We start from the raw sequence: 16,355 nt of genomic DNA on the forward strand, positions 1-16,355 counted from the left end.
TTTTGAGCACATTAGTGCTCAAGATTTAACGACGACGTTACTCCAAATTAACCAGCGACCGCTTAAAATACTCGACTGGCAAACACCGTATCAGGTGATGCTGACAAATTTGTCCAAAAATTCGGATTAAATTTGCAATCTACCAATATGTCTTTTTTTAATTATTGGGACTGGTAAAAAAAACCGTTTTTTGGTATGCTTGCACTGAGCTAGATAATAATGATTATAAATAACTAACTTTAAATTTTTATTTGGAGGTTCTGAACATGGCAATTACACCCACAGATGCACAAGACGTTTTTAAAGATGCTGGCGAGAACATCATTTTCGTCACCCAGAAATTGAATCGGCAAGATGCCGAGGCGGACAAAGCGGCTGTTACCGAATTAGCAGCGCGCATTCCAGCGATCATCAATAGCATGAATATCCGTTACCCAGATGCCCACTTACGCGTGGCTTTCGGGATTGGCTCGGATGCTTGGGATTACTTATTCCCTAACGCACCAAAACCAAAGGAATTGGAACCCTTCAAGGCAATTCCAAGTCCTAAACATGATGCCGTCGCAACCGGAGGCGATCTTTTCTTCCATATTCGGGCCAAAGAAATGGCGGTTTGTTATGAAGTATTAGATCAAATGATGCAATTCATTTCTGATAACGCAACAACGATTGATGAAACACACGGATTCCGTTACTTCGAAGGCCGCGCGATCATCGGCTTCATTGACGGTACGGAAAATCCCGCTATCGATGAAACTGCTGAATACGCATTAGTCGGCGATGAAGATCCAGAATTCATCAACGGTTCATACGCTTTTGCACAGAAATATATCCATGCCATGGACAGCTGGAACCATACTTCAACTGAAGAACAAGAAAAAACAATTGGCCGCAAAAAGTTTTCTGACTTAGAACTTGCTGACGCCGAAAAGCCAACCAACGCGCACAACGTTGTCTCACAAGATAACGAAGGCGGTGTGGAACATAAGATTGTTCGCATGAACGTTCCATACGCAAACCCTGGCGAAAAAATGACCGGTACTTACTTTATCGGCTATTCTCGAACATGGTCAGTGACAAAACGCATGTTAACCAATATGTTCGTCGGCAAACCAGTCGGCAATTATGACCACCTACTCGACTTCAGTGAACCAACAACTGGTGCCCTATTCTTCATCCCATCAAAAACAACACTAGCAAAAATAGCAGAAGAAGAACTATAGAGTGCTGACTCAAACAGGTTAGCCTTTGAGGATTAACAGCATTATTTTCTGAGCATCCAATTAACCAAATTGGGTGCTTTTCTTTTACTTTTTAAGCCTGTTAATTGACTTAACAACCATTTGATTGGTACACTACACTTACTAATAATAAGAAAATGAGGCTATTCATATGTCAGAAACAATGCACGCTGTTGCCATCCAACAATATGGTGACGAAAACCAACTTGAAATGATTACTTTACCGATGCCTACAATTGGTGAACACCAAGTCCTAATTCAATCTAAAGCGACAGCAATCAACCCACTCGACTGGAAATTACGTGAAGGTCATCTCACAAGCATGTTCCAATGGGAATTCCCAATCGTTCTTGGCTGGGACCTTTCCGGGGTCGTTGTTGCCGTTGGATCAGCCGTAACAGAATGGCACGTTGGTGATGAAGTTTTCGCACGACCTGCCACTTCAAATCGTGGTACTTATGCTGAATACGTTGCCGTTGATGACAACTTAATCGCACCAAAACCAGCCAATGTCACTTTTGAAGAAGCGGCTGCCGTCCCATTAGCTGGCGAAACTGCTTGGCAAGCACTCTTTAACCACGGTCACCTACAACCAGGCGAAACCGTCCTGGTCCAAGCTGGTTCAGGTGGCGTAGGTTCATATGCTATCCAATTCGCAAAAGCAATGGGCGCCCACGTTATCACCACAACTAGTGCGAAGAACTTCGATCTTGTCCGTGAACTTGGCGCTGATGAAATCATTGACTATCGAACTGAAAAAGTGGCCGATAAAGCCCACAATGTCGATCTCGTTATCGACACTATCGGGGGTCAAGGACAAGTCGATGCATGGGCTGTCCTCAATCCTGAAACAGGTCGCCAAATTTCAATCGTTGGTGAAGCGCCTGAAACTGCGGCCATCATTAAAGATACCAATATGACTTTCAAAGCCATCTGGTTAATGCCAGATGGTGATCAACTTAAAAAGATTGCCGCATTAATGGCCGATGGTAAAGTCAAATCAATTATCGATACTGTCTTCCCATTTTCTGCTGATGGCTTGATCAAAGCCCATCAACTAAGTGCTACGAATCACTCAACCGGGAAAGTTGTTATTAAATTCTAGATCTCCCAAAAAACACCGCTAACCTAATAGGCTAGCGGTGTTTTTTTAATCATTGAATAATTGATCACTTTCTTTGTCGGTACGATTCCCAATCGTATAAATTTCGACCATTACGAAAATTAATTCGATGGGTGGAAAGAAATAAATAGCGACTAATAGAATCACTTGAATCACCCAGAAATAAGGTCTAGTAATCGTGCTATAGATCGGCATGGCTTTAATTTTTTGATACCGCTCAGGGGCGACTTCACGATTGGCGTTCGCCAATGCATCACTCAAGAAGAAGTAGGCCAATAACCAAATCAGATGAACCACGTAGTAAAAATATTCCGGACCGCGTTCATTGATGAACCGCCCCGTCCAAGCCGTTGCAACGGGTAAAAATGACATGGATAATAACCAAATATTATTCAGCCAATAAATACGCTTTGTTCCTCGTTTCGTCAGCGAAAACATATAGTAATGATTATACCAAGCAACCCCTACGAAAACGTACGTAATGATATACGCAAAAAAGTAGGGACCATTTTCCAAAAGTGCCTTAATTTCCGGTGTTTCTGGCGTTTTAAATTCCAAGATCATAATGGTGACAATAATCGCGATGACAGCATCGCTAAATGCTTCTAATCGACCCTTATTCATTCTATACATCCCCTTAACAAAAATAGTTAATTTTATATTTTACACTATTTAATTATGATGTGCTATTATTTATAGAATACCTGATGTACCAGTGCATTCAACAACTAATCCCCAACAATCCTTTCAAAGATACTTAAAAATAAATTGATTTCAGCCATTAATTAATAGTATAATTTATCTACGTAGTAAGGGAGGAATTATCATGGAAAGAGAGTATCAATCACGCGCTTCACTTAAAAAAGAAGTTAAGTCATTATTTGCTGGTCATTGGGGAAAGGCCGTTACGTTGAACATCATCCCCACTCTGCTATCAATTATTGGGGTGATTATTGTCGGAGCAGTCTTGATGGCCATGATTGCCATCTTCGCAAACACCGACCCATCAATGGCTGCCAATGAATCTTTTTCGGGCCATTCGTCTGGTAGTAGTTTTGCTGGTCAAATTCCAAGTTTCATTTTGGGGCTCATTACACTTGGGATTAATTTTACTTTCTTAGATTGGCTCCGTTCGAAAGATGCTGATTTTAGTTCACTCAAAGGAGCTTTCAGTGTCTTCTCAAAACGTTATTTCTTGGGCGCTTTTCTAATTCGAATTTTAGCTAGCTTATTTACATTCCTTTGGGCATTGTTATTCATTATTCCGGGGATCATTAAAGGCTACGCTTATTCTCAAGCTTCTTATATCTTCAAGGACTTAACAGATAACGATCCACAAGCTGACGTTAGCTTTTTAGATTGTATCACTAAGAGTCGTGAGTTAATGAATGGGCATAAATTCCGGTTTTTCGTCTTACAACTAAGCTTCTTAGGTTGGGATATTTTAGCTGGCCTCTCACTTGGCATTGGCTATTTCTGGTTAACGCCATATAAGAATGCAACTTATATGGCATTCTACAAAGATCTTGCAGGCGATCAATTTTTACAGACAACTTCTGCAGATGAACCAACTGAAGAAGTTACTGTTGAAGCAATTTAAATGAACTCAAGACGTTCTTAATTGGGCGTCTTTTTTTGTATTATGCGGTGATTAGCAGTAGGCTTAGACTAACCATTTTATTCAGAAAGGATGACGTCATCATGACCACTAATCACCAAATCCAACTTGATACCGAACATAATTGGCACGCAGTGTCTGGTGAAATCCCTACGCCTAAACCTGAAGAGCTACTGATCAAAGTCAGGGCAAGTAGCGTCAACCCTGTCGACCTTAAAAGACGAGCTAGCACCACAACCATTTTAGGCTATGACGGGTATGGTACCGTGCAAGCGGTCGGCGCCACTGTGACCAACTTTCAACCTGGCGATGTTGTCTTCTATGCCGGCAGTACCCAGATCGATGGCAGTTTCCAACACTATCAATGTGTTCCGGCCGCGATTTGTGCGCTTGCGCCTAGTACAATCAGTGCCGCGGAGATTGCCGGCTTACCGCTTGTTTCGTTAACCGCCTATGAATTACTTTTTGAAAAGCTTGGTTTTACCGCTGAACAAAATGCCAATCGTGGCAAACAACTATTGATTATCAATGGTGCCGGTGGGGTTGGATCAATTCTCAGTCAACTCGCCAAGTGGGCCGGATTCACCGTCACTGCCACAAGCAGTCTCACTCATTTCGACTGGCTAAAAACAAACGGAGTTGATCACCCGCTGGATTATCATTCACCTAGCAGCTTAGACAACTTAGCCAGTCTTCCGGATAACACCTTTGATGCCATCGCGGTCCTTTATGATATTGAAAGCTATCTCCAAGAGGTCGCACGGCTGATTAAACCGTTTGGACAAGTCGGTACGATTGTTGGCAATACGCATCCACTTGATCTCGCACCGCTTAAGCCTAAATCAGCCTCATTTTCATTTGAGTACATGTTCACTAAAACGGACTATCAATTCCAAACCACTAGTCAAGGGGCGATTCTCCAACAAATTGCGCGGCTAATCGATGCGCGGATTCTGCATCCAATCACCACCGCCCACTACACAGGCTTAACGGTCGCTAATCTCCAAATGATTACTGATAAACTGTTAACTGGCCATACTACTGGTAAACAGGGATTGGTCTACTAAACGCAAAAAAGCCGCAACCAAATTGGTTGCGGCTTTTTTAACACAACAGTCATCGAGTTGCGGGGATTGAACCCACATCAATCATTCATTTTACGCTTCGCTTTTAATAGCCAATCGCTTTTGATTTTCTTGGGAGGAATTTCAATTTAGATGATTGGTTCTACCGTTAAACTATAACTCATTGGGTGTTGCTAAGACACTTCTTTAGGGAGGAATTGTCTCATAAAATTAACTTGCTCAGATTCACTTACTTGGGAGATGCTTATCTGATATTTATAGAATACCAAGCAGTTGGGACCAAATTGTGAACTTTCAAGTATGAAATGATGTCCGTTAAAAAAAGCCCCACCACTTTGGTGAGGGCTCAATTTTATAGCTCATCTTCCGTCGCCAACAAACCATACTTCACTTTAAAGCGACTGATGATTCGGTACCACGACTGATAAAAGAAGAAAATAAAAAAAACATTTGATAAAGCATGGGCCAAGTCAAAATAGAAACTCGCGACATAGGCTGCAATAAAAGTCTTAATCGTCAGTGGATTGACGTATGCGACAAAATACCACAGATTCATAATCCACCCAAAAATAAAGCCCCAGACAAACCCAAAAATACAGAGCAAGTATTTATTCTGTGCCCACTGATGGCGACTAATTAAGCCTGCCGTAACGCCCATCATGCCCCAGCAAAACATTTGCCATGGGGTCCATGGCCCTTGTCCCAAAAACATATTCGAGACAATCGCGGCGGTCGAACCGACAATAAAACCCGATTCTGGACCAAGGACTAATGCCGACACGATAATCACAAAACTAGTTGGCTGAACACTGGGCAATGGTGCAAATGGTACCCGAGTGACTGCCGCAATCGCCGCTAAAACCGCGATGAAAATAATTTCACGGGCGCGAATATCCCGGGTTTCAAACCGCCAATAAAATGGCAGCATACTGGCAATCAAACAGATAAAACTGAAGATCAGAAAATGCTGTCCTTTTAAAGTGACGATAAACAACATGAAAATCGCCATAATCAAGAAAGCCAATCCAAACGTGGTCCAACTATTTTTTAAAGCTTTCATGCGTGCACCTCTTCCCAATTCAGGGCTTCGGGCAATTGACTGCGTAACATTCGGTTGATGGTTGTCGTATAGAAGAAGTTATGCGCGAAAAAGGCATAAGGTTCTTCCTCCGATACAATCGTCCCATCGAATAATAAGGCACACTGACTAGCAAACCGGGCACTAAAGGCCATATCGTGACTTGCCATAATCAATGTTAAGCCTTCCGCTTGTAAACGCGTTAACAATTCACCCAACGCCCGTTTGCGAATCGGATCAAGGCCCTTTGTTGGCTCATCCAGTAAGAGTAACTGCGGCTGCGCTAGCAATACAATCCCGAGTGCAATCAATTGTTGCTCGCCGCCACTGGCATCTTGCGGGTTACGTTCAGCAAGGGTTTGAAGACCGAGCTTTGCTAGCATCTCTTCTGCCACTTGTTCTGGTGTTGCGCGTTTTAACTGCCGCGCCCGTTCGATAAATTCTTGACGGACACTATCATAACTGAAATGATCGCTCGGTGTTTGTGAGAGATAACCCACTGTTTTGAAAAGTTCAGCTTGCGCCCACTTACCGATCTTCTTCCCCTGTAACTTGATTGCACCATGGCGCGGTTGTAATAAACCAATCAAAAGCTTCAACAACGTCGATTTACCAGTCCCATTTTTACCAACAATCGCTAACCAATCGCCGGTATGAACCTCTAGATTGAGCTGGTCTAAAACATAAGGGTCATTTTTTTCATACTGAAAACTCACATGTTTGGCCTGCAGCATTGTTGCTTGGTCGTTCGTGGCTATTTCACGTTTAGTATGTGTTAACTGCCATTGTCGCCGCTCAATCAATTGCTTGCCACTGACAACGGTCAATGGTAATGCCGCAATATCAGCTGGTGCAATCAACTCATTTTGTAAAAAGACGTGTGGCACATCTGGGACGAATTCACGCAATGCCGGTTGCGCCCAAATTGCTGCTAATCCACCAGCAACCGGTCCTTGATACGTTATCTCACCGCCATCCATCAACCAAAGTTGATTAGAGAGCGGTAAAATATCATCCAACTGGTGTTCACTGATAATCACGGTGATGCCGAGTTCGTCATGTACCCGTTGCAATAAACTAATAAATTCTTTGGTCGCAATGGGATCGAGTTGCGCTGTTGGTTCATCCAACAGTAAAAGATCCGGCTGTAAAATCAAAACCGACGCTAGGTTGACCAGTTGTTTTTGGCCACCCGATAAATCATGCACGGAAGCATACAGCAAATCTTGGAAACCTAAAAAGCTGACTAATTCGGCAATTCGTTTTTGAATATTCGCACTCTTTTCACCAATATTCTCGAGTGAAAAAGCGAGTTCCTGAATGACCGTATCCATCACTAATTGGTTATCCGGATTTTGAAAGACCATCCCAATCTTCTGCGCACTTAACCCTTGCGATAAATCAGCTAACGGTTGGCCCTCGAAAATAATCTCACCCGACCGTTTACCAACGGGCCAGAGTTCTTTTTTGAGTTGGCGCAATAAGGTGGTCTTCCCGCTACCCGAGTTCCCAGCTAACGTAATGAAGTCACCCGTCTGAACGGTTAAATTGATGTCTTTCAGATTTTGTTGGGTTGCTAATGCATACTGAAAATTAAATTGTTTTATTTGCGCAATGTCCACCATAAATATTCCCATCCTTCTAGTAATAGCGGCAAACTATCAATTAATAAGACTAACACCAAACATAGCCAACCAATTTGATTCAAATGAATCGAGCCAAGTATTGGATAAATCGCTAAGCGGCCAATCCCCTGTTTAGCAAAATAAAAACAAAGTGCACTGCCTGCTACAAGACTTGCCAATACCCAACCATCCCGTTGGGTAAATCGATAACGTTGATAACTCGTTCGCTTCTGTGACCCATAACCACGGGCCGTCATTGAATCAGCCGTTTGTAGTGCGTCAACCAATGAATTAATCAATAATACTTCCATCAAACGCATCCCAGCATGTGATCGGGCTCTAACACTCCCCGTTTCCATCTGCACACCACGTGTTCTTTGGACATTCTTGATATTGGTAAACCGCCGAATAAATAGTGGGACAAACCGCATCGTAATCATCGTTAATAAAGTTAGTTGCGGTGAAATCCGCACAAATAAATATAAGAACTTATGATTCGTCATACTCTGATTATAGGAAACAAACACTAGCATTAAGATCGCCAGCGAAAGCGCCATTAAAAAACCATACGTGACAGCCTCTGCTGTGATCACCGTCCCACCAAACGTCGCAATCACGTGCGCCCCATGATTATTCATAATAGGATTCATCACGACGATAAAGAGCATCATGAACAATGCACCCTGCAATGTCCCCAGTGTTTTCTTCTGGTTTTTCGCAAGCAAGTTCACTGCAATCATCATCAACAATTCACTTACAAGAAAAATCGGATGAATAAAAACCATTGAGAACGCAATTGCAATCACGTAATACGCAAAGATGACGATTGGATTTAATTGATCAAAGACCAGTTGCGATTTTAACCCTGAGGCGCGTTGCGATCGTGCCCGAGATCTTCCGTATACATCCAATCAATCACATCTCCACTCTTAACAGGATAATTACCACAAGAATGGTTAGGAAAACTGCCATTCACTCGATAAAGCCATCCGCTTAACGGTCCTTTATCAAATTCGAATAGCCCATTAATGCCTTTGATATAGACGCCGCCGCCCGTCCCACGATAGGATAGTGCCATCCCGCGACTTTGCAAATCACGTTTTAAAACATCAATCACCATATCCCCATCCTTGATTTCAACTTGATCACCGTTCAACCATTTCGGATTACCTTCACTAATTGGTCCATAAACATTGACGCTCACCTTTTCAAGGACTGGTTGGGGCGTCGTAGTGGGCGGTGTAACTGGTTTACTTTCAGTTGATTGTGACGATTGATTAATGGCGGATTGGGTCGATGCCGATTGGACTGCCGAGCCTTGTTCTACAGCTTGTTGCGATGCTAATTGTTTGCTAGAGGCCGATTTTTGTGATGATTCATTTGTCTGTTCAGATTGACTGCTGGACTTGCGCGTTTCAGCTGTTTTCCGACTTTCAGATACCGCCCTACTATGTGACTCAGAGGCCTTAGATTTAACTTTACCATCTAAACCAACAGTTGCTGGCTTGACCCGTTTTTTTGATCTATGTTCCTCTTTAACATGTTGACTACGCGTAGACGGATTATCTTGAGCCACACTTTGATAGGTACCGTATCCGATGCCGCTTAAAATAACTAAACTACCGATAATCGCAATGATTCTCTTTTTAGACATATCTAACTCCTAACGATGTTCAACTTGACGCTTGAACCAAATGCCAATAATCCCAGTCAAAAGTATCAAGCCGGCTACAGAAGCAACTACTGTTGAGTTAACACCCGTTTGTGGTAATTGCTTTTGCTTTATTTGAGCATGATCTTGATTGTCTGCTTGGTGTTTATTTTCTTTTTCAACCGTAGTCACTTGTCGTTCAAACTTGAAACTGATTGTATTATTCGCTGCATTAATCGTGATGGATTTGGTTGGCGTGTCTTTTAATTGATAACCCTCAACTGCAACATCAGATGCATTAATCAACATTGTGCGTCCAACTCTTTGATGCTGCAATTGAATTGTTTTAAACACTTTGCCGTTTTGATCGACTGCTTGCACCGTAACGTCAGCAAACTGCGCTGCAGGAATTGTCCCAATCATTTGTTTCCGATACTGGAACGTCACGGTCGTTCCCGTTTTAACAACTTGAACAGTTTGTTGTGCATTGCCTAATAATTCATAACCCTCAACTGCGACTTGATTAGCATTCACCGTAATGGTTTGACCAACGGGTTGTTCAGCTAATTGAAGACTCTTTAAAATTTGTCCCTTTTCATCAACTGCTTGGACCTTTACCGATGCTTTTTCAATAACTGGCGTTTTAAAATCATAAATTGAGCCTTTTCCCGCTTGGAACAACCGGTATTGGGCTAACGTATAAACGGCTTGTTCAGTTGACATCGCTAGCGATCCCATATCGTTATTAATATTCCAGCGGAACTGTCCATCTGCTCTTTGATAAGCGACCAGCCGTGAAATCGGGTTAGCGCCTTGATCGCCAACAAATGTTGTGACTGGATCAACTCCAGCTGCAATTAAGCCCATGACAACCATTGCCGTACTATTTGAGTTTTCTTCTGTCATATAAACACTAGGGATTAAAAAACCACCCGTTTGTGCAACAAATGTTTTTTCTTTCAACATCGTTACCGCTTTATCTAGCGCATCTTGAACGCCTGGGAAGTCACGATGCATCCCCAACGCCGTCATCGTCATCCCGGTCGTATCTAAATCACTTTTACTACCGAAAAAAGCCCAGCCATTTTCAGCGTTTTGTGCTTGTAAAACCGTTGGAATTAAACTATCAATCGCTTGCTGTGCCTTGGCACCATAATCACGCATGCTAAGGGCGATGATGCCGTAAACTTGCCCGTTGATCCCACCAGTTGGTGCTTTTTCAATAATTTTATCAATTATATTTAAACCAGCGAAGTTGGTTGCATCTTCACCAAGTGCTGTTACCCCAATTACCAACACTTCTAAATCGGTTGCCGAAAAACGTTGATCAGCGAGCATTGATTGTGCATCCGCAACCAAGGCATTATGATAACTCAAGCGTTGCGCTGCACTCAGTGTCACGCCTGATTGAATAGCTGCTAACGCTGACCATGCATCTGGTTGGCCATTATTCAACAACTGTTGCGCCCCAGCCACCATTGCTTTTTGATAATCCGTACTAGATGCAGTACGTGGTGTCACTTGTGTAACCTTTGTCTCACTCGCAGACACCGTTTGTGCACTACCAATAACTGAAACAACAGGCATTATTAACATTAATCCTGTCCATAATAAGGTAAAAAATTGTTGTCGCTTCTTCATTTAACTCTCCTCATTCCGATTAACTTTGATACCCTATAATTTACCATATTTAGGAGCTAGAAAGTTGGCCCTATAAGGTTAATCTTCACAAATACGCCTTAAAAAAAACTTCATTTCAAACACAATTTATTCATATTTCCCGCCTAAACTAATATTTATTCAGTTTTAAGGAGGAAATACTTATAAATTTTATCAAGCGTGCTTGGCAAAACGTCATCTTTAAAAAAGGGCGTAGCTTTTTATTAATAATTGTGATGACCGTCATCATGATTTTTATCATGGCTGGTCTATTGATTAGAAATGCAGCCATTACAACCGTCAACAATACCAAACAACAGGTGGGCGCTAGCGTCACCCTTTCTGCAAATCGCGATCAAGCGTTTAAGAAAATGCGCGCCTCGGCTAGCAGTGATGCCCCAAGTACTACAGCAACGCGCCCTAAATTAACCATGCCCTCCGTCAAATTAAAAGACGTAACGGCCATTTCGAAATTATCCGGGCTGGCAAATTATAACGTCAGCGTCACGACTTCTGCGAATGCCTCGTCCATTGAAGCCATTACGACATCAAGTAGTTCAAATAATAGTGGTGGCATGATGGACGGCGGCCCTGGCGGCAACGCTGAGTCATCCACTTCAACAGGTGACTTACAAATCACCGGAGTGCTCAATACCGCAACCCTCAGCGACTTTAAAGATAATACAAGTAAAATCACGAAAGGTCGCGCTTTAAATAGTAGCGACAAAAACACCAATAATGTCGTCATCGAATCTGAATTAGCTAAAGAAAACAGCCTCAAGGTCGGCGACAACATTAAAGTCAAAGCCACCACGACTGGCAAAAAAGCCTATACGCTAAAAGTAGTCGGGATTTATAAGACTAGTCAAAGTAGCGCTGGCATGGGCCCACAACAAACAGACCCCGCAAACGTCATCTATACGGCATACACATTAGCTAACCAAATTAAGGGGCAATCTGGCAAAGTGGATAGTGCCACATTCACGCTTAGTGACCCAACCAAGAAAAATAGTTTTGTAAAATCTGCTAAGAAAATTATCAATACGAAGAAATTTACGGTAACTGCTGATGACAGTACTTACCAATCACTCAAACAATCCATGCAGAAAATGGCCAGTTTTGCTAATAAGATTGTTTGGTTAGTCGCTATCGCTGGCACTGTTATCCTCGCATTAATTATTATCTTAATGGTTCGCGAACGGCGTTATGAAATGGGCGTTTTACTCTCATTAGGTGAAAAGCGCGTCAAAATCGTGGGCCAATTATTAGTTGAATGTTCATGCTGCTGATTGTCAGTTTAGCTTTAGCCGGCATTGGCGGACGATTCGCTGGTCAAGCGCTTAGCAAACAAGTTATGCGTTCCGTCACAACCGAAACGACAACTAGCTCACAAACAAATAACATGCAACCTGGCGGTAACGGCGGCCCTGGTGGCGCTCAAGCCCCTAGTGGTCAAACTGATGGCAATCGGCCAAGTGGTCAAATGCCACAACCTGGCCAATCTGTTAAAAAAGCCGTCAAAGCAAGCGACCTTGATCTGAAGATTAGTGCCGTCACCTTAATGCAACTTGGCGCATTCGGCTTCACCATCATCGCATTTGCCGTCTTACTCGCATCACTCAATATTTTACGACTCGAGCCACGCAAAATTCTCATTGGATAATTATAGGAGGTCCACTATGTTAACAGCTAAAAACATCAGTTACTGGTACGATACTGAAGAAAATACACTTTACAAAGATGTTAATCTCGATTTTGAAGCCGGCAAACTCTACGGCATCATCGGTAGCAGTGGTGCTGGAAAAACGACCTTACTCACCATGCTTTCAGGGTTAGATAAACCGCGCCGCGGGAGTATTTTATACGAAGGTACCGATATCCAAAAAATCGGCTTAACCCAATACCGCAATCGCTATGTGTCCATCGTGTTTCAAGCCTACAACTTACTCCCCTACATGTCGGCACTCGACAACGTCTTAACTGCGATGGCCATTACTCATTCGACGCATGACAATGCTGCCGATTTCGCACTCGAAATGCTCAGCAAGGTTGGCATCAATCCCGAACTCGCCCATAAGAACGTACAAAAACTATCGGGTGGTCAACAACAACGCGTTGCGATCGTGCGCGCCATGTGTTGTTCAGCCCCCATCGTTGTTGCCGACGAACCAACCGGTAACTTAGATGAACAAAATACGCAGGAGATCATTCATCTCTTCCAAGAATTAGCCCATCAACAACAAAAATGTGTGATTCTTGTCACCCATGAAAAAGAAGTCGCAGCAAGTTGTGATGTTCAGTATCATCTTCAAAATAAAACCTTTCAGCCAGTTGCTTAACCAAGTAAAAAACGACTGAGCCTGTTTTACGGCTTGGTCGTTTTTTAACGGGCATGCTATACTGAGGGCAATCAAAAGGAGGGCTTCTAAATGCTAACAATCTTCTATGGTTCTTTTAGCCATGCTGGCCAATCATTTATTATTGCAGCAACCCCCAAAGGTATCTGTTTTGTTGGTTCACCCGATGGCTCTATCAGTGAATTAACCACTTTTCTTCCCCAAACGAAATTAGTTGCAAATCAAGCCGCAATCGCTCCTTATAGTGAATCATTAACAGCTTATCTCGATGGTGACCAAACCACGTGGTCACTGCCAATTGATATTATCGGCGGCACACCTTTTCAAAGAAGTGTTTGGACCGCCCTGCAAGCTGTGCCATATGGGTCAAACCACAACTTACAGCGCTTTGGCGGCTCAAGTCGGGCACCCCACCGCAATTCGCGCAGTGGCTTCTGCCATTGGTCGCAATCCACTATTGATGATTATTCCTTGCCATCGCGTCTACCGTAAAGACGGGCAAATTGGGGGGTATCGTGGCGGACTTGAATTGAAACAAACCCTCCACCAGCTTGAAACTCAAACCAAATAAGGGGATTAATTTGAAATTTTGCCAATAAAAGTCTATACTTATTATTAAGTCGGTGGTAGAATGTACGGTTACTCTACTCCTTTCAAATTAAGAAAAAGAGATGATTATTACGCAAGTAACTGATGTTTATGGGTTAACCCACGAAAACTGCAAGCTGATCGAAACTGAAAATGATTTTACTCGCATCTTCCTAGCTGAAGGTCCTGATGGTACACGTTATACGTGTTTACTACCTGATGCGAAACCCAATCCAAAGTCAAACCAACACTTTGAATATGGTAATCCAGCAGATGCACCATACTAGATACTAAAAAAGCGCCAACGGATATTAGAATCCGTTGGCGCTTTTTTGTTGAAACGTGTTCTCGCCAGCATATTTCCATTTAATCTAAAAATCCCATTAATCCCAAGTCCTGGGTTAATGAGATTTTTGTATTAATACTCAATGACTAACCGCAACACTCAGCACTCTATTCTGCCATTAATATATCCAAGAATTGTTCGCCGTATTTTTCTAGTTTATTTTCGCCGACCCCTTTGACATCTAGCATTTCAGTCAAGGAAGTTGGCATGATTTCACACATTGAATACAACGTCTTGTCTGAGAAAATCACAAACGGAGGCACACCTTGTTCTTCGGCTAAATCGCGGCGCAACTCACGTAGTTGTTCAAATAATTCATTATCTTCAGGCAACGTTTTTTGCACTTTGACCGCCATCTTGCGCGTCACTTTCGCTTGGCCTTTTAAGACTGCAACTCCCGCCGCCGTGATTTGCAGCACTGGGTATTGACCGCCAGAAGCTTGCAAATATCCTGAAGCGACTAAGTAATCGATCAAACCACTGATTTCTTTTTGCGAATCACCACGCATTAGACCATACGTTGGGAGTTCATCAAAGCGGAATTGCATGATTTTTTGATTCTTCGAGCCCGTCAATACTTGCGCCACCAACACTTTGCCAAACCGTTCATCCATCCGTTTAACGCACGATAAGACTTTTTGTACATCAATCGTGATGTCTTGTTCTTCACGCGTATCCAGACAGTTACTGCACCGGCCGCACGCTTCACAATCATCATCAAAATAATTGACGATGTACTGTTGCAAACATTGCTGCGTATTGGCGTACTGCGTCATTTCTTGCAACTTGGCATATTCTTGTTGCTTATGCGCTTCGTCCATTTCCGACTGATCGATAAAGAAATGCTGAATCTGCACATCATTCACTTTAAATAATAGAATCGCTTCACTCGGCAAGCCATCACGCCCGGCCCGGCCAGCTTCTTGATAGTAAGCCTCTAAACTCCCAGGAATCTGGGCATGCACGACAAAGCGCACATTACTTTTATCAATGCCCATGCCAAACGCATTAGTCGCGACCATTATCGGTTTGCGATCATAGAGAAAATCCTCTTGATTCTGACGACGCACCGCTTCGTTTAATCCGCCATGATACATTGTCACATCTAACTTAGCCTTTTCAATCAGCTTCGTGAGCCGTTCAACTTCTTTCCGTGTGCTGGCGTAAATAATCCCGGATTTTTGTTTGTTGACCTTTAAATAATCGATTAAGTAGCGATCACTATTTTGATTTTTAACTACTTGAAACGCAAGATTCTGCCGTGAAAACCCCGTCTTAACTTCGTGCTGAATGTTCAACCGTTGCATGACGTCAGCTGCCACTTGTGAGGTTGCCGTAGCGGTTAAAGCCACAATCGTTGGTCGTTGGCGCATACTCTGAATCGTATCCGTCAGGCGTAGATAACTTGGCCGAAAATCGTGGCCCCATTGCGAAATACAATGCGCTTCATCGACCGCAATCAAATCAATCGTTAATTCAGCTAAATCAGCTAAAAAGTAATCCGAATCCAAGCGTTCCGGCGAAACATATAGTAATTTCACTTCACCACGCGCAGCTTGGTTAAAGCGTTCTTGGACTTCCCCCTGCGTTAGCGTACTATTGATAAACGTGGCTGGAATCCCATTTTCATTAAGCGCATCGACTTGATCCTTCATCAAAGAAATCAACGGTGATACCACCAACGTTAAACCGGGTAGCATCAATGCTGGTATTTGATAACACAATGACTTCCCGCCACCAGTTGGCATAATCGCCAAGACATTAGTGCCTGCCAACAATGATTCGATCACATCTGCTTGACCTTCTCTAAAGTGATCATAACCAAATTTTTCTTTTAGTACCGCTTGTGCTTGCATGCCATTTCTCCCACCCGTTAAAATTCCTACCTTCTATCATAACAAAGATTCGTTAATTCCGGTTAATTGAATCTCAGTTTCAAGCATTCCTTCAATCAATTCTTACTGGCTGACAAAACCAGCGATTT

General features: G+C 42.9%; 14 protein-coding genes and 2 pseudogenes. 9 read left to right on the plus strand and 7 right to left on the minus strand.

Annotation, left to right across the window (positions count from 1 at the left end; all coding sequences use genetic code 11):
• The 3 genes and pseudogenes from ACF1X7_RS08290 to ACF1X7_RS08300 all read left to right on the plus strand — a co-directional run.
• A pseudogene (locus ACF1X7_RS08290) lies at positions 1-130 on the plus strand (IS30 family transposase); the annotation flags it as partial.
• A 136-nt stretch (positions 131-266) separates the two neighbouring features.
• Positions 267-1,223, plus strand: a complete 957-nt coding sequence (locus ACF1X7_RS08295; RefSeq protein WP_411162660.1) for a Dyp-type peroxidase — start codon at positions 267-269, stop codon at positions 1,221-1,223.
• Between the two features lie 181 nt (positions 1,224-1,404).
• Entirely contained in the window at positions 1,405-2,346 is a 942-nt protein-coding gene (locus ACF1X7_RS08300) for an NADP-dependent oxidoreductase (protein WP_064777592.1), read from the plus strand.
• Between the two features lie 45 nt (positions 2,347-2,391).
• On the opposite strand, the gene ACF1X7_RS08305 is transcribed toward ACF1X7_RS08300, so the two are convergent.
• Positions 2,392-2,988 (minus strand): TMEM175 family protein, encoded by a 597-nt coding sequence (locus ACF1X7_RS08305; RefSeq protein WP_056966273.1) that lies wholly within the window; start codon positions 2,986-2,988, stop codon positions 2,392-2,394.
• 202 nt (positions 2,989-3,190) lie between these two features.
• On the opposite strand from ACF1X7_RS08305, the gene ACF1X7_RS08310 reads away from it, so the two are divergent.
• Positions 3,191-3,964: a DUF975 family protein gene (locus ACF1X7_RS08310; protein ID WP_004270132.1), complete on the plus strand. Its 774-nt coding sequence runs from the start codon at positions 3,191-3,193 to the stop codon at positions 3,962-3,964.
• Positions 3,965-4,065: 101 nt separating this feature from the next.
• Complete coding sequence (locus ACF1X7_RS08315) at positions 4,066-5,049, plus strand: alcohol dehydrogenase catalytic domain-containing protein (RefSeq protein ID WP_039098919.1); 984 nt, start codon at positions 4,066-4,068, stop codon at positions 5,047-5,049.
• A gap of 370 nt (positions 5,050-5,419) precedes the next feature.
• Here ACF1X7_RS08315 and ACF1X7_RS08320 read toward each other — a convergent pair whose 3' ends face one another.
• Genes ACF1X7_RS08320 through ACF1X7_RS08340 form a run of 5 tightly spaced genes read right to left on the minus strand, consistent with a single transcriptional unit; the run spans position 5,420 to position 11,062 of the window.
• Positions 5,420-6,127 (minus strand): ECF transporter S component, encoded by a 708-nt coding sequence (locus ACF1X7_RS08320; RefSeq protein WP_056966267.1) that lies wholly within the window; start codon positions 6,125-6,127, stop codon positions 5,420-5,422.
• On the minus strand, positions 6,124-7,770 hold the full coding sequence (locus tag ACF1X7_RS08325) for an ABC transporter ATP-binding protein (RefSeq protein WP_064777541.1): 1,647 nt from the start codon (positions 7,768-7,770) through the stop codon (positions 6,124-6,126). The genes ACF1X7_RS08320 and ACF1X7_RS08325 overlap by 4 nt, the downstream gene beginning before the upstream one ends.
• Positions 7,749-8,681, minus strand: coding sequence for an energy-coupling factor transporter transmembrane component T (locus ACF1X7_RS08330; RefSeq protein WP_052202736.1), 933 nt, complete (start codon positions 8,679-8,681; stop codon positions 7,749-7,751). The genes ACF1X7_RS08325 and ACF1X7_RS08330 overlap by 22 nt, the downstream gene beginning before the upstream one ends.
• Complete coding sequence (locus ACF1X7_RS08335; RefSeq protein ID WP_411162661.1) at positions 8,630-9,424, minus strand: DUF4430 domain-containing protein; 795 nt, start codon at positions 9,422-9,424, stop codon at positions 8,630-8,632. Before ACF1X7_RS08335 ends, ACF1X7_RS08330 begins: the two co-directional genes overlap by 52 nt.
• Before the next feature lie 9 nt (positions 9,425-9,433).
• Positions 9,434-11,062, minus strand: a complete 1,629-nt coding sequence (locus ACF1X7_RS08340; protein ID WP_064777543.1) for a MucBP domain-containing protein — start codon at positions 11,060-11,062, stop codon at positions 9,434-9,436.
• A 182-nt stretch (positions 11,063-11,244) separates the two neighbouring features.
• Between ACF1X7_RS08340 and ACF1X7_RS08345 the strand changes: the two are divergent.
• The 4 genes and pseudogenes from ACF1X7_RS08345 to ACF1X7_RS08360 all read left to right on the plus strand — a co-directional run bounded on the left by ACF1X7_RS08345 (position 11,245) and on the right by ACF1X7_RS08360 (position 14,312).
• Positions 11,245-12,743 (plus strand): annotated as a pseudogene (locus tag ACF1X7_RS08345) (ABC transporter permease).
• 16 nt (positions 12,744-12,759) lie between these two features.
• Positions 12,760-13,419 (plus strand): ABC transporter ATP-binding protein, encoded by a 660-nt coding sequence (locus ACF1X7_RS08350; protein WP_039098532.1) that lies wholly within the window; start codon positions 12,760-12,762, stop codon positions 13,417-13,419.
• A gap of 379 nt (positions 13,420-13,798) precedes the next feature.
• Positions 13,799-14,008 (plus strand): methylated-DNA--[protein]-cysteine S-methyltransferase, encoded by a 210-nt coding sequence (locus ACF1X7_RS08355; protein ID WP_411162662.1) that lies wholly within the window; start codon positions 13,799-13,801, stop codon positions 14,006-14,008.
• Between the two features lie 100 nt (positions 14,009-14,108).
• On the plus strand, positions 14,109-14,312 hold the full coding sequence (locus tag ACF1X7_RS08360; RefSeq protein WP_004270112.1) for a hypothetical protein: 204 nt from the start codon (positions 14,109-14,111) through the stop codon (positions 14,310-14,312).
• Positions 14,313-14,478: 166 nt separating this feature from the next.
• Here the strand turns inward: ACF1X7_RS08360 and recQ are convergent, their stop codons facing one another.
• On the minus strand, positions 14,479-16,227 hold the full coding sequence (gene recQ, locus ACF1X7_RS08365) for a DNA helicase RecQ (RefSeq protein ID WP_259770494.1): 1,749 nt from the start codon (positions 16,225-16,227) through the stop codon (positions 14,479-14,481).
• Positions 16,228-16,355: the final 128 nt, after the last annotated feature.

Source organism: Latilactobacillus sp. VITA-14 (assembly GCF_046580785.1).
GTDB lineage: Bacteria > Bacillota > Bacilli > Lactobacillales > Lactobacillaceae > Latilactobacillus > Latilactobacillus curvatus.

Excerpts from the sequence above, each read along its gene's own strand:
- ACF1X7_RS08355 (WP_411162662.1), top strand. The coding sequence starts at position 13,799 with ATGGGTCAAACCACAACTTACAGCGCTTTGGCGGCTCAAGTCGGGCAC.
- ACF1X7_RS08310 (WP_004270132.1), top strand. The coding sequence starts at position 3,191 with ATGGAAAGAGAGTATCAATCACGCGCTTCACTTAAAAAAGAAGTTAAG.
- ACF1X7_RS08320 (WP_056966267.1), bottom strand. The coding sequence starts at position 6,127 with ATGAAAGCTTTAAAAAATAGTTGGACCACGTTTGGATTGGCTTTCTTG.
- ACF1X7_RS08335 (WP_411162661.1), bottom strand. The coding sequence starts at position 9,424 with ATGTCTAAAAAGAGAATCATTGCGATTATCGGTAGTTTAGTTATTTTA.
- recQ (WP_259770494.1), bottom strand. The coding sequence starts at position 16,227 with ATGCAAGCACAAGCGGTACTAAAAGAAAAATTTGGTTATGATCACTTT.
- ACF1X7_RS08325 (WP_064777541.1), bottom strand. The coding sequence starts at position 7,770 with ATGGTGGACATTGCGCAAATAAAACAATTTAATTTTCAGTATGCATTA.
- ACF1X7_RS08350 (WP_039098532.1), top strand. The coding sequence starts at position 12,760 with ATGTTAACAGCTAAAAACATCAGTTACTGGTACGATACTGAAGAAAAT.
- ACF1X7_RS08315 (WP_039098919.1), top strand. The coding sequence starts at position 4,066 with ATGACCACTAATCACCAAATCCAACTTGATACCGAACATAATTGGCAC.
- ACF1X7_RS08360 (WP_004270112.1), top strand. The coding sequence starts at position 14,109 with ATGATTATTACGCAAGTAACTGATGTTTATGGGTTAACCCACGAAAAC.
- ACF1X7_RS08305 (WP_056966273.1), bottom strand. The coding sequence starts at position 2,988 with ATGAATAAGGGTCGATTAGAAGCATTTAGCGATGCTGTCATCGCGATT.
- ACF1X7_RS08295 (WP_411162660.1), top strand. The coding sequence starts at position 267 with ATGGCAATTACACCCACAGATGCACAAGACGTTTTTAAAGATGCTGGC.
- ACF1X7_RS08340 (WP_064777543.1), bottom strand. The coding sequence starts at position 11,062 with ATGAAGAAGCGACAACAATTTTTTACCTTATTATGGACAGGATTAATG.
- ACF1X7_RS08300 (WP_064777592.1), top strand. The coding sequence starts at position 1,405 with ATGCACGCTGTTGCCATCCAACAATATGGTGACGAAAACCAACTTGAA.